Origin of the sequence: Devosia sp. RR2S18 (genome assembly GCF_030177755.1) — a bacterium.
Lineage (GTDB): Bacteria > Pseudomonadota > Alphaproteobacteria > Rhizobiales > Devosiaceae > Devosia > Devosia rhizosphaerae.
This window is the reverse complement of the sequence record NZ_CP126539.1, coordinates 465181-478136: the sequence shown is the minus strand read 5'-3', so window position 1 is coordinate 478136 and position 12956 is coordinate 465181. Positions and strand designations below refer to the sequence as shown.

The following is a 12956-nucleotide window of genomic DNA, read 5'->3' as shown; positions in this document are numbered from 1 at the left end:
CCCAAAACAGGAGCCTGCTGATGTCTCAGAAAGACACCATCGCCGCCAAGCTCACCGAGAAATTCGCTCCCGTTTTCCTCGATGTTGTCGATGAATCGAACAAGCATCGTGGCCACGCCGGATGGCGGGAAGGTGGCGAAACCCATTTTCGTGTCAGAATCGCGACCCGTCATTTTGACGGGCTCAGCCGCGTGGCGCAACACCGGGCCGTCATGGACGTGCTCGATGCCGAACTCAAGGACCGCGTCCACGCGCTGGCGATCGAAGTGCTACCCCCCGACGGGCCTTACGAACTGCCCGGCCGGGTGGGCTGAATATGGGGCGCAAAGGGCGGGCTGGCAACACCTTCCCCAAGCTTTGATGCCCAAGGGCGAGCCCTACTCTCGCATCTCGTTGAGAAACTCGGTCACCGCCTGCGGCGCGACGCCACGCTCAATGAAGGCCTGGCCGATCCCGCGGGTCAGGATGAAGGTGAGCGCCCCGCGCGACACCTTCTTGTCCTGCGCGATGGCCGCCATCAGCGTCTCGGTCGACCCGAGCGTGCCGGGTATATCCCTTAGGCGCGTGGGCAGCCCTGCCCTTTTGAGATGCGCTTCGACCCGGCTGGTGTCCTGCCCCGGCGCCAGCCCCAGTCGCGCGGAGAACGCATGGGCGAGCACCATGCCGATGCTCACGCCCTCGCCATGCAGCAAACGGTCCGAATAGCCGGTGTCCTTTTCCAGCGCATGCCCGAAAGTGTGCCCCAGATTGAGCAGGGCCCGCACCCCCAGCTCCTTTTCGTCCTCGATCACCACGCGTGCCTTGTGCGCGCAGCAGCGGGCAATGGCTTCGCCCCGCGCCGGGCCGCCAGCAAAGATCTCTTCGTGCTGCTCCTCGAGCCAGAAGAAGAACTCCGGATCATCGATTAGGCCATATTTCACCACCTCGGCATAGCCGGCAGCAAACTGCCGCTTGGGCAGTGTATCGAGGGTCGAAAGGTCCGCTAGCACCAGCCTGGGCTGGTGGAAGGCCCCAATGAGGTTCTTGCCATGGGGCGAATTGATGCCGGTCTTGCCGCCGACTGAGCTGTCCACCTGGGCCAGGAGGCTCGTCGGCATCTGCACGAAATCCATGCCGCGCCGCACGATCGAAGCGGCAAAGCCGGCGAGATCCCCGATCACCCCGCCCCCCAGCGCCAGCACCAGGTCGCCGCGTTCCAGGCGAGCGGCAAGCAGCCCTTCCACCGCCTGGCCCAGCAAGTCCCAGCTTTTGGTGCTTTCGCCCGCCGGCAAGACAATCTCGGTATGTTCGAGCCCCGCATCGTCCAGCGACCGGGTCAATCGCGCCAGATGAGCATCGGCCACGTTCATGTCCGTGATGATGCCGAAGCGCCTGCCGGGAAAACGCTCCTTGAGGATGCCGCCGGCCCCATCGAGCAGCGCATCGCCGATCAGGATGTCATAGGCGCGCTCGCCAAGCGCAACATGAACGGTGTGGGCAATATCGGCCATGGTCAGTCCTGGCTTTTGAGGTGGGTCAGCACCGCATCGATAACGTTGTTGGCCACGACATCCTGCGGGACATCGCGCGAGGCGACGGTCACATCGGCCTCGGCATAGATCGGATAGCGGTCCGCGATTAGCTTCTCGAGCGTAGCCCTGGGGTTCTCGGTCTTGAGCAGCGGCCGGTTGGAGCGGCGCGACACCCGCTCAAACAGCACGTCGAGATCGGCTTTGAGCCAGACCGACACAGCTTCCTGCTTCACCAGCGTGCGCGTCGTGGCGTTGACAAAGGCACCGCCCCCGGTGGCCAGCACGATGCCTGGTTCGCGCAGCACGCGGGCGATCACCCGGGTTTCCCCGGCGCGGAATTCGTCTTCGCCCCGCTGCTGGAAGATGTCTGGGATGGTCATCTGCGCGGCTTTTTCGATTTCCTCGTCGCTGTCGAAGAAATGCCGGCCGAGCCGATTGGCCACCCGTCGCCCCACAGTGGTCTTGCCTGCGCCCATCATGCCCACCAGCACCAAAGGCTTGCCGGCCAGGCGCTCGGCAAGGGCTTCGGCGCGCGCCTGGCGTGATGCGGCGTTGGATCGAGTCAAAAAAGGAGCTCCCAGGTGCTAAGGCTATCAAGCGGCCCGGGACAATCGTGTCAAGAACTTGCAGTCAGGCGTTGTGAAAACCACTATGCCTACCAGATCGAAACCTTTTCCGGCCATGTTGGCCCAAAACCAAGAGATGTGACCGACTGTCATGCCCACATTAATCCGCCTGTTGATCACCCTGCTTTTCCTCGCCGGCCTTGTCTATGTGGGCATGCTTGCGCTCGTCAGCTTTGTCGACCCGACGCCCGAAGAGACGCGGATTCGCATTCCTGCTCGTGAATTGCTGGGCGGCGGCGCCCCCACGCTGCCCGGCGCGACCCCGCTCCCGGGGCAGGCCGCCCCCGCAGCCGAGCCGGTCGAAGAACCTGTGGAAGAACCCCTCGTCGAGCCCGTCCCGGAGCCCGTCGCCGAGTGAGCCACCTGGTCGGCACTTTCCTTGAAATGATGAGTGCCGAGCGCGGCGCGGCGGCAAACACCATTGCCGCCTATCGCCGCGACCTTGCCGATTATGCCGGTTTCGTCGCCGGTCAGGGGCAGACCCTGCTCGATGTGCAGCGCGAAACCATCAACGCCTATATTGACCGGCTGAAGCGCGACGGCCTCTCGGCCGCTTCGAGCGCCCGCCGGCTTTCCGCCATCCGCCAGTTCCACCGCTTTTTATGCGCCGATAATCTGCGGGGCGACGATCCCACGCGCATCATTGCCAGTCCCAAGGCGCGCCGCGCCCTCCCCAAGGTCCTCTCCATCGCCGAGGTCGACCGGCTGCTGGCGACCGCCGAAGCGGAAGCCAATGCGGCCGACACCCCGGCCAAGCAGGCAGCCGCCCTGCGGCTCTACGTCCTGCTCGAATTGCTCTACGCCACCGGCATGCGCGTATCCGAACTGGTAAGCCTCAAGCGCGCCGCCGTCATGCGCGACGCCAGCTACATCACCGTGACCGGCAAGGGGAACAAGGAACGTGTCGTGCCGGTCAATGACCGGGCGCGCGATGCCGTGCGCACCTATCTGGCGACGCTCGAACCCGGCCCCTTTCTTTTCCCCGCCAGCGGCGCCGAGGGGTATCTTTCCCGTCAGGTCTTCGCCCGCGATCTGAAGGGGCTCGCGGGACGCGCCGGCATCAGTTCGGCTCGCGTTGCGCCGCACGTGCTGCGCCATGCCTTTGCCAGCCATCTGCTGGGCGGCGGCGCCGACCTGCGCGTGGTGCAGATGCTCTTGGGTCACGCCGATATTTCTACCACGCAGATCTACACCCACGTGCTCGACGAGAAGCTGCGCACTCTCGTCGAAACGCATCACCCTTTAAGCGAAGTGTAGCGCAATGCAGCCATTCGGTTGCGCAGTCCGTTGTGGATTATCGGCCAACAAGGACGCGGTTCGGGTGGAGCCTTGACTCGGCGTCGCACCACCGCCACTTTCCGGCCAACTTAAAGCGCAAGAGCAGCGGCCGGTTTGCGGGTCGCCTAAACGAGACCCATAACGGGCAGGTCCATGCAGTCTTATCTCGATTTTGAAAAGCCGGTAGCCGATCTCGAAGGCAAGATCGTCGAACTGAAGTCCCTGGCCTCCACCGACCAGGCCGTCAGCATCGACGAGGAGGTCAATCGACTATCCAGCCGGGCCGACGAGGCACTGTCCGAAATCTATAAGCGCTTGACTCCATGGCAGAAAACCCAGGTCGCGCGCCATCCGCAGCGACCGCACTTCATTGACTATGTGCGCTCATTGATCACCGAGTGGGCGCCCCTTGCCGGCGATCGCAAATTTGCCGAGGACCCCGCGGTCCAGGCCGGCTTCGGCCGCTTCAACGGTCAACCCGTCGCTATTCTCGGCCAGGAAAAGGGCAATTCCACTGAGACACGGCTCAAGTACAATTTCGGCATGGCCAAGCCGGAGGGCTACCGCAAGGCCGTCCGCATCATGGAAATGGCCGATCGGTTCAATCTCCCGGTCATTTCCTTTGTCGACACCGCCGGCGCCTATCCTGGCATCGGCGCTGAAGAGCGCGGCCAGGCCGAAGCCATTGCCCGCTCCACAGAAAAGTCACTTGAACTTGGCGTTCCCAACCTTGCCATCATCATCGGCGAGGGCGGTTCGGGCGGCGCTATCGCCATCGCCACGGCCAACCGCGTGCTGATGCTCGAAAACGCCGTTTATAGCGTCATCTCGCCTGAAGCGGGCGCTTCCATTCTCTTCCGCGACGCCGCCAAGGCGCAGGACATGGCAACTGCTCAAAAGATCACTGCCCAGGACCTGCTTGGCTTTGGCGTGATCGACGGCATCATCCCCGAGCCTGCTGGTGGTGCCCACCGCCACGCCGAAACCGTGATCGCCTCCACCCGGAGCGCCATCGAAACCTTCCTAAGTGACTTCTCTGGCCGTAGCCGCCTTGAAGTGCGCGAGCATCGTCGGGAAAAATTCCTGGCAATCGGCACAAGCCTCTAGGCGCAATAGGCACACATCTGCGTGACACGGGAGGCGCTTCCGCGCCTTTTGGCGGCGTGGTAAGGGATCCTTCACCAGCATTTATCATGCTGCGGTAACCAGATGACCCTCACGGGTCATCGCCTCCTTGTTGCATCCTGGGCCGCCCGAACGTGACCGCCACCCTGCTTCGCAAAATCTGCTCGGCCCTGATCCTGGTCTGGGTTGCCTTCGGGCTCGCCGCTTGTGGCGGCTTCATCAAAGGCGACAACCGGCACAATCAGCCGCTCTCGAGCGGCACTGTCGCTGCGCTGAAAGCCATGGGCTCCTCCCCCGGAGAAGCCATGGTGGTGCGCATCTTCAAGCAGGAAGAAGTGCTCGAGATCTGGAAGCGCACCAGTTCGGGTGAATTCCGGCTCTTCAAGACCTATGAGATTTGCGCCTATTCGGGCGATCTCGGCCCCAAGTTCAAGGAAGGCGACCGGCAGAGCCCCGAGGGCTTCTACACCATCACGCCCGGCCTGATGAACCCGCGGTCCAACTTCTATCTCGCGTTCAACACCGGCTTTCCCAACAAGTTCGACCGGGCCCATGGTCGCACCGGCTCCAATCTCATGGTGCATGGCGATTGTCGCTCCGTCGGGTGCTACGCCATGACCGATGCCGGCATCGCCGAGATCTTTGCCCTGGCGCGCGAAACCTTCAAGGGCGGCAATCCTAGTTTTCAGCTGCAGATCTTCCCGTTCCGCATGACCGGACCCAATTTGGCCGCGCAGGCTAACAACACGCATCTGGCGTTCTGGAAGAACATCAAGGACGGCCACGACTATTTCGAGGTCACCAAGACGCCGCCGATCTGGGATGTGTGCGAGCGCCGCTACATCTTCAACGCTGCCGCGACCGGGCCGCTCGATGCCATGGGACCGTGCCCCCCAACCGTGCAGAACGCAGCGCTTGTCGCCAAGCAGCAGGCGGACGAGACGAAATTCTCGACCGCCATCGCAGCCGAGCAACGCGCCGTCAATGAAGCCGCCGCCATCAAGGCCAGGGGCGAGGCTGTGTCCGGCTTCTTCGGCGGCATCGGCAATTTCTTCGGCGGCAGCCAGAACAGCGAGATTGCCCCCGCAAATACCGGACAACCAGCGCCCACCCCGCAGCTTCCGCCCCCGCGGTCCTAAGTTCCGCCCCAATGGGCTGCGAGGCGGTGGGCTCAACCGGAGACGATCGCTTTGGAAGACCAGTGGACTGTAAAAAGCGTCTCCCGCGATGAGCGGCAGCCGAGCTCCCCTCCGGTTCAGCCGTTGGCGCGGCGGGCACTCCCATGGAGCGAGATCGCCAGCATCACCGTCGGCCTGGTGGGCGTCGCTGCTTTGGCTGCCACCGCCTGGAGCTACGCTGACACGCAGCGCGAGCTCAGCCGTCTGTCGACCGACATCGCGCAGATCAAGCTCAGTCTCGAACTCTTCAACCAGCAGGCCGGCAACAGCACGGCGAGCACCGAATTATCCGATCTCGCCAATCGCCTCGCCATCCTTGAAGAGGAATGGCGCAATGCACCCGCAGCCGCGATCACTGCGCCCACTCCGACTGCCGCCACCCCTGTAGAAACTACTGGCGACTGCATGCCCACCGGCACGCGCTTCCTTGTTGCGGCAGGAGACGCCTACCCAATCTGCGGCAGTCCAGCCACGATCGAAGTTGCCGCTGTAGATAATGGGTTCATCACCTTGGGCAATGGCGCGGTTATCGCGGCCGGCGCCAGCATCGCTCTACCGGGCACCGGCTGCATGGTGGGCCTGTTCTCGGCGGGAACCGAGGGCATGAGCGACTACGCCGAACTTCGCGTCACCTGCTAGCCAGAAAAAAGGCCCGGAACGAACCGGGCCTCCCTCAACTAGAATGCACCGTGGCAGTGCTTGAATTTCTTGCCTGAACCGCAGGGGCAAGGCGCGTTGCGCGACACCCCTTCAAGCAATTTGGGATCAATCGGGCGAAGTGTGGTGTCCGCGTCGGCCGCATCGTCATCGCCGTCCGCAAACGGGCCTGCTGCGAAATTGCCGGTCGGGACCGTACCCGAAACATCGCTTTGTGCGTCGTTCTGGCCGGTCGTTGGGTCAATATGCGTCTCCTGCAACTGGGCAGGGTTAGGCTGAGGCGCCGGCTCGGGCTGCTGCACCCGCAACTCGATATGCATGAGCTGCCGCGTCACCACCTCGCGTAGATTGGTCAGCAAGCTTTGGAAGAGCTCATAGGCTTCCTGCTTATATTCGTTGAGCGGATCGCGCTGGGCGATACCGCGCCAGCCCACGACCTTGGACAGATGATCGAGCGTCACTAGGTGCTCGCGCCAGAGCTGGTCGATTGACTGGAGCAGCACCGATTTTTCTACCTGCCGCATCACCTCGGGCGAATACTTCTCGATCTTGGCGTCGAATTTTTCGTCTGTCGCCGCGATCATCCGCTCGGTGACGATCTCGGCGTCGATGCCTTCTTCTTCCGCCCACTGCTTGGCAGGAATGTCGATGTTGAGCTTCGCCTTGGCTTCGCTCGCGAGGAATTCAGTGTCCCACTGCTCCGGATAGGCGCGCGGCGGGATGGCCTTGGCGACCAGGGCATCCACCACGTCGTGGCGCATGTCACGGACCGTGTCGCTGACGTCCTCGGCATCCATCATCTCCAGACGCTGCTCGAAGATCACCTTGCGCTGATCGTTCATCACGTCGTCGTATTTGAGGATGTTCTTGCGGATGTCGAAATTGCGCGCCTCGACCTTGGTCTGCGCCCGCTCGATGGCCTTGGTCACCCAAGGATGGGTTATGGACTCCCCCTGCTCCAGCCCCAGCTTGCCCAGCATGGAATCCATGCTGTCCACCGGGAAGATGCGCATCAAATCGTCCTGAAGGCTGAGGAAGAATGCCGAGTGGCCGGGGTCACCCTGGCGGCCGGAACGGCCACGCAGCTGGTTGTCGATACGGCGGGATTCGTGCCGTTCGGTGCCGATCACCATAAGGCCGCCGGCAGCCAACGCCTTGGCCTTGTCGGCTGCGATCTGTTCCTTGATCTCAGCGATCTTGGCGTCGCGCGCTTCCCCTTCGAGACCTTCGGCCTCTTTCTGGATGCGCATCTCGAGATTGCCGCCCAGCTGAATATCCGTGCCGCGACCCGCCATGTTGGTGGCGATAGTGATGGCGCCGGGCAGGCCCGCATCGGCGACGATGAACGCTTCCTGCTCGTGATGACGGGCATTGAGCACGTTCATCTGCCCCACATTCTTCTGACGCAGCAGCTCGGCCAGCATTTCCGACTTCTCGATCGAAGTCGTACCCACCAGCACGGGTTGCCCGCGCTCCTGGCAGGCCTTGATCATATCGGCGATGGCGTCGAACTTCTCGGCCGCCGTGCGATAGATCGCGTCCTCGTCGTCGATACGCTGGATCGGCAGATTGGTCGGAATAGTGACCACATCGAGCTTGTAGATGTCCGCGAACTCCTCGGCCTCGGTCGCTGCCGTACCGGTCATGCCGGCCAGTTTCTTGTAGAGGCGGAAATAGTTCTGGAAGGTGATCGAGGCCAGCGTCTGGTTTTCGGGCTGGATCTTGACGTGTTCCTTGGCTTCGAGCGCCTGGTGTAGGCCTTCCGAATAGCGGCGGCCCGGCATCATGCGGCCGGAGAACTCGTCGATGATCACCACTTCGTCGTTGCGGACGATGTAGTCCTTGTCCTTGCGGAAGAGCTTGTGCGCTCGCAGCGCCGAGTTGGCATGGTGCACCAGCGCGACGTTTTCGAGGTCATAGAGTGACTCGCCCTTGAGCAGCCCCTCTTCACGCAGCCGCTCCTCGAGCTTTTCGATACCCTGATCGGTGAAGGTCGCCGACCGATGCTTCTCGTCGACTTCGAAGTCGCCCTCTTCGATGATCGGCATCAAGGTGTCGATCTTGACGTAGAGTTCACTGCGGTCTTCCGACGGCCCCGAAATAATAAGCGGCGTGCGGGCCTCGTCCACCAGGATCGAGTCCACCTCGTCGACGATCGCATAGGCATGGCCGCGCTGCGCCATTTGGGCGCGCGAGTACTTCATGTTGTCGCGGAGATAGTCGAAGCCGAACTCGTTATTGGTGCCATAGGTGATGTCGGCGGCGTAGGCTGCCTTGCGCTCGGCATCGCTGAGGCCATGAACGATGATGCCATAGCTCATGCCCAGGAAATTGTAGATCTGGCCCATCCAGCCGGCGTCGCGGCGGGCGAGATAGTCGTTCACCGTCACCACATGCACGCCGTCGCCGGTCAGCGCATTGAGATAGACCGCCAGCGTTGCCACCAGCGTCTTGCCTTCACCCGTGCGCATCTCGGCAATGGAGCGGTTGTTGAGCACCATGCCGCCGATCAGCTGCACGTCGAAATGGCGCATGCCCAAGACGCGCTTGGAGGCTTCGCGGACTGTCGCAAAGGCTGGCACGATGAGATCGTCCAGCGTTGCGCCATTGGCGAGCTGCTGCTTGAGCTCGGCGGTCTTGCCGCGCAGTTCCTCGTCGCTCAGCTTTTCGTATTGCGGCTCGAGCGCATTGATCTCGTCGACCTTGCCCTGGAACCGCTTGACGTGCCGATCGGACGGGGAACCGAAGATCCGCCGGGCGAGCGCAGCAAGTGCCATATGTCAGATCCTTTTTCTGCTCATCGGGGCGGGCCCTCAGTCAGGGAGACGGGGCGGCTCGGTGCGATGAGAAAGCCGTAAAGCCTTGGATTTCGGTATTTCCGCAGGTCGCGGAAAGGCGGTTCTGATGTAAGAGCGCCCCCTTGTCTTGTCAACGTCGCCGAAATGGGCGACACCAACTGGGCCTCGCCTGAAAGCCGCTACAAAGCGGGTATTTCGGCCGCCTGCCAGCTCACGAAAGCTGGCGTGGCACATTTTGGCCCCGTTGCCGTGGGAGGGGAGGCGTCGAACCACAAGGCGGCATCAACCTGCCGGTCAACAACATGCCGGCGGCCAAGCCAAACCGGCCAAGGAGAGTTTGATCCATGACATTTTCCCCGCTGCGCCTGGCGCAAACCGCGAGTGTGCTGGCCCTTATCATGGCTGCCAACGCCGTTGCGCCCGCCCTGGCGCAGGATGCAGCGCCCGCCGCTGATGCACCCGCTACGGCTGAGACTGCTGCTCCCGCCGCTCCTGCCGAGCAGGTCTCCCCTGAGACAGTGGTGGCCACCGTCGATGGTCAGCCGATCACCGAAGCCGATCTTTCCTTTGCCGCCGAAGATCTCGCGGCCGAACTCCAGCAGATGCCGCCAGACCAGCGCCGTCCCTTTCTCCTGCGCGTACTGATCGACATGAAGGTGATGGCCGAAGCAGGCCGCACCGCCGGCATGGCCGATACCCCGCTGTTTCAGCAGCGCCTGCAATATCTTGAAGAACGGGCCCTACGGCGCGCCTATTTTGCCGAGGCGATTGCCAACAACATCACCGAAGAAGCCGTGCGCGCCCGCTATGACGAGTTCGTCACAGCCTTCGAGCCCGAGCAGGAAGTCCGCGCCAGCCACATTCTGGTCGAGACCGAAGAACAGGCTCAGACTCTCAAGGCCGAACTCGAAGGCGGCGCCGACTTCGCAGCCCTGGCCCAGGAGCATTCGATCGATCCCGGTGCGGCCAATGGCGGCGATCTTGGCTTCTTCAGCCGCGGCATGATGGTGGCACCCTTCGAGGAAGCCGCTTTTGCATTGAGCGAAACCGGCCAGGTCTCCGATCCGGTGCAGTCACAGTTCGGTTGGCACATCATTCGCCTGGAAGAGACCCGCCAGTCCAGCGCCCCGGCTTTCGAACAGGTGGCCCCCCAGTTGCAGCAGCAATTGCTGATGGAGACCTTCGACGACACCGTCGAGCGCCTGATGTCCGAGGCCCAGGTCGAAATCCCTGACCCCGAACTGGCCGCAGCTGTAGACGCTCAGACCGAGCCCGCCGCCGAAGCCGCGCCCGCCGACGCCACCGGCGCCGCACCGGACATAGCTCAATAAAACCTAATCAGCTCCGGGGGCGGCAAGCCCCCAGAGCACTTTTCCGCACTCATCGAGCTGAGTGGAGCCCGTCCCTTCTCCACCGAGGGGGAGGCCAGGTGGGGGGTCTCCGCACCACTAATCCCGCTTATCCATCTTCTCCCCGCGACCTAAAGCTCTGCCATACTTCACCCATCCCTGCGCCAGAGCGCGATCATGACGAGTGATGAGCGCGGGGACAGCCGGGAATGAAGGGTCGCCTTCATTGCGCAGGCTTGTCAGCAGCTGTGTTTGGGACACAGCGTGATGGACCTGCGAAAAGCCCTGGCGCAGTGGCGAGACCTTGGTTTCACTACTTACAAATCATTCGAGACCGAGGTCTCGCCATTGCCGCTCACCGCAAACCGCTCGCGCGGGCGCCTCGGCATGCCTTGCACGCTTCCCAGCTTTCGGGCACACCCAAGCACGACTTGCCCAAGAGGTTTTCGTTATGGCTGCCCACCCCGTTTCGCCCCTTGCTCCCAAATTCTATCCGGACCTTCCTCCAATTGCAGGCGTGCGCTTCGCGACGGCCGAAGCGGGCATCAAATACAAGAACCGCACCGACGTCCTGCTGATGGCCTTCGACGAGGGCACCACCGCTTCGGGCGTGTTGACGCGCTCCAAATGCTCGTCCGCCGCTGTCGACTGGTGCCGCACCAATTTGCCCGGCGGCAAGGCGCGGGGGCTCGTCGTCAATTCGGGCAATGCCAACGCGTTCACCGGCACCAAAGGGCGCCAGAGCGTGCAGATGACGGCTGACTACGCCGCCAAGGCGCTGGGCTGCGCCACCGAGGAAATCTTCCTCGCCTCCACCGGCGTCATCGGTGAACCGCTCGACGCCAGCAAGTTCGCCGGTGTGCTCGATACCATGGCGGCGCGCCTCAGCGACACGCCCTGGACGGAGCCCGCCAAGGCGATCATGACCACCGATACCTTCCCCAAGCTCGCCGGCGCCGTGCTCGACATCGACGGCACCGAGGTGCGGATCAATGGCATCGCCAAGGGCAGCGGCATGATCGCGCCGGACATGGCGACCATGCTGAGCTTTGTTGTCACCGACATGCCAGTCGCCGCGCCCGTGCTGCAGGCGCTGCTCGCCCGCCACGTGCAGACCACCTTCAATGCCGTCAGTGTCGACAGTGACACCTCGACCTCCGATACCCTTCTCGCCTTTGCCACCGGCAAGGCGGAAGTCGAGCCTCTGGATAGCCTAGACGACCCGCGCGCCGAGATCTTTGGCGAAGCGCTCCGCGACGTGCTTTTTGATCTTGCCATCCAGGTCGTGCGCGACGGCGAAGGCGCCACCAAGCAGGTGTCCGTCCACGTCGAGGGCGCCGTGTCTGATGAAAGCGCCTTCCGCATCGCCAAGGCCATTGCGGATTCCCCGCTGGTCAAGACCGCCATTGCCGGCGAGGATGCCAATTGGGGCCGCGTCGTCATGGCCGTGGGCAAGGCGGGCGAACCTGCCGACCGCGACAAGCTCTCTATCCGCTTCGGCGATCTCCTGCTGGCCAAGGACGGCGAACGCGCTCCCAGCTACGATGAAGCGGCCACCAGCGCCTATATGAAAGGCCAGGAACTGGAGCTGACCGTTCAACTTGGTCTCGGCGACGGCAAAGCCACCGTCTATACCTGCGATCTCACCCACGGCTACATCACCATCAATGGCGATTACCGGAGCTGACGTGGACCTGTCGCAAGTCGAGCGCATCGAGCGCGCGGGGCTCCTGTGCTGGCCCGGAATCGAAGTCGAGTGGGATGGCTCCTGGGTGCGGCGGGCCGCCGGTGGCTACACCAAGCGCGCCAACTCGCTCCAATGCTTCGACCCCGCCGACGAGGCGGACGCGGTAACCCGCCTGAGCGCAGCTGCTGCGTGGTTCGAGCGCAGGGGGCTTCCTCCCGTCGTGCGGACCACACCCCTCGCGAGCGCCGCACTCAACACGGCACTCGACGGCACCGGCTGGGCGACGATCGACCCCAGCTGCCTCTTCGCCATGCCCCTTGCCACCCAGGAGCCTGATCCAGAAGGGCGGACTTTCACCACGACGGATCCAGCCTTCCTCGCGGCGCAGCAGGCGCTGCAAGGCCACTCCGACCAAGTCATGGCGCAGATGCGAGCGCTACTTGCTGTGATGGCCGTTCCGGCCGCAGGCATCGTCATCGAACGCGATGGCGTTGCGGTTGCGTCGGGTCTGATGGCCATCGCCGATGGCATCGTCATCACCGGCAATGTTATCACCGACCCGACGCGCCGCCGCCAGGGGCTTGGTGCCGCCATGATGCGGACCGGTCTCACCTGGGCCAAAGCGCAGGGCGCCGTGATGGCGGCCCTCAACGTCCAGGCCGACAACGCGGCAGGGCAGGCGCTCTACCATAGCCTGGGCTACCAACGCTGCTATGATTATCACTACAGGGTACGTCGGTGACCGAA

General features: G+C 63.2%; 12 protein-coding genes. 9 read left to right on the top strand and 3 right to left on the bottom strand.

Annotated features, from left to right (window positions below):
- Positions 1-20 precede the first annotated feature (20 nt).
- Positions 21-314: a BolA family protein gene (locus QOV41_RS02455; protein WP_284579276.1), complete on the top strand. Its 294-nt coding sequence runs from the start codon at positions 21-23 to the stop codon at positions 312-314.
- A gap of 63 nt (positions 315-377) precedes the next feature.
- Here the strand turns inward: QOV41_RS02455 and aroB are convergent, their stop codons facing one another.
- Together aroB and QOV41_RS02445 are read right to left on the bottom strand one after the other, a co-directional pair.
- Positions 378-1490, bottom strand: coding sequence for a 3-dehydroquinate synthase (gene aroB, locus QOV41_RS02450; RefSeq protein ID WP_284579274.1), 1113 nt, complete (start codon positions 1488-1490; stop codon positions 378-380).
- 2 nt (positions 1491-1492) lie between these two features.
- Positions 1493-2092 (bottom strand): shikimate kinase, encoded by a 600-nt coding sequence (locus QOV41_RS02445; protein ID WP_284581431.1) that lies wholly within the window; start codon positions 2090-2092, stop codon positions 1493-1495.
- A gap of 136 nt (positions 2093-2228) precedes the next feature.
- Between QOV41_RS02445 and QOV41_RS19700 the strand changes: the two genes are divergently transcribed.
- The 5 genes from QOV41_RS19700 to QOV41_RS02420 all read left to right on the top strand — a co-directional run bounded on the left by QOV41_RS19700 (position 2229) and on the right by QOV41_RS02420 (position 6357).
- The gene (locus QOV41_RS19700) at positions 2229-2495 is read left to right on the top strand and encodes a hypothetical protein (protein ID WP_350150393.1); all 267 of its coding nucleotides are present in this window, start codon (positions 2229-2231) and stop codon (positions 2493-2495) included.
- A gap of 26 nt (positions 2496-2521) precedes the next feature.
- On the top strand, positions 2522-3394 hold the full coding sequence (locus QOV41_RS02435; protein ID WP_284581430.1) for a site-specific tyrosine recombinase XerD: 873 nt from the start codon (positions 2522-2524) through the stop codon (positions 3392-3394).
- A 174-nt stretch (positions 3395-3568) separates the two neighbouring features.
- Positions 3569-4522 (top strand): acetyl-CoA carboxylase carboxyltransferase subunit alpha, encoded by a 954-nt coding sequence (locus QOV41_RS02430; RefSeq protein WP_284579272.1) that lies wholly within the window; start codon positions 3569-3571, stop codon positions 4520-4522.
- A 152-nt stretch (positions 4523-4674) separates the two neighbouring features.
- The gene (locus tag QOV41_RS02425; RefSeq protein ID WP_284579271.1) at positions 4675-5679 is read left to right on the top strand and encodes a L,D-transpeptidase family protein; all 1005 of its coding nucleotides are present in this window, start codon (positions 4675-4677) and stop codon (positions 5677-5679) included.
- A 51-nt stretch (positions 5680-5730) separates the two neighbouring features.
- On the top strand, positions 5731-6357 hold the full coding sequence (locus QOV41_RS02420) for a hypothetical protein (RefSeq protein ID WP_284579269.1): 627 nt from the start codon (positions 5731-5733) through the stop codon (positions 6355-6357).
- A 38-nt stretch (positions 6358-6395) separates the two neighbouring features.
- On the opposite strand, the gene secA is transcribed toward QOV41_RS02420, so the two are convergent.
- On the bottom strand, positions 6396-9152 hold the full coding sequence (secA, locus tag QOV41_RS02415; protein ID WP_284579268.1) for a preprotein translocase subunit SecA: 2757 nt from the start codon (positions 9150-9152) through the stop codon (positions 6396-6398).
- Between the two features lie 365 nt (positions 9153-9517).
- On the opposite strand from secA, the gene QOV41_RS02410 reads away from it, so the two are divergent.
- From QOV41_RS02410 to QOV41_RS02400, 3 genes are all read left to right on the top strand, one after another.
- Positions 9518-10504, top strand: a complete 987-nt coding sequence (locus QOV41_RS02410) for a peptidylprolyl isomerase (RefSeq protein ID WP_284579267.1) — start codon at positions 9518-9520, stop codon at positions 10502-10504.
- A gap of 469 nt (positions 10505-10973) precedes the next feature.
- Entirely contained in the window at positions 10974-12209 is a 1236-nt protein-coding gene (gene argJ / locus QOV41_RS02405) for a bifunctional glutamate N-acetyltransferase/amino-acid acetyltransferase ArgJ (RefSeq protein WP_284579266.1), read from the top strand.
- A 1-nt stretch (position 12210) separates the two neighbouring features.
- Entirely contained in the window at positions 12211-12951 is a 741-nt protein-coding gene (locus QOV41_RS02400; protein ID WP_284579265.1) for a GNAT family N-acetyltransferase, read from the top strand.
- Positions 12952-12956 lie beyond the last annotated feature (5 nt).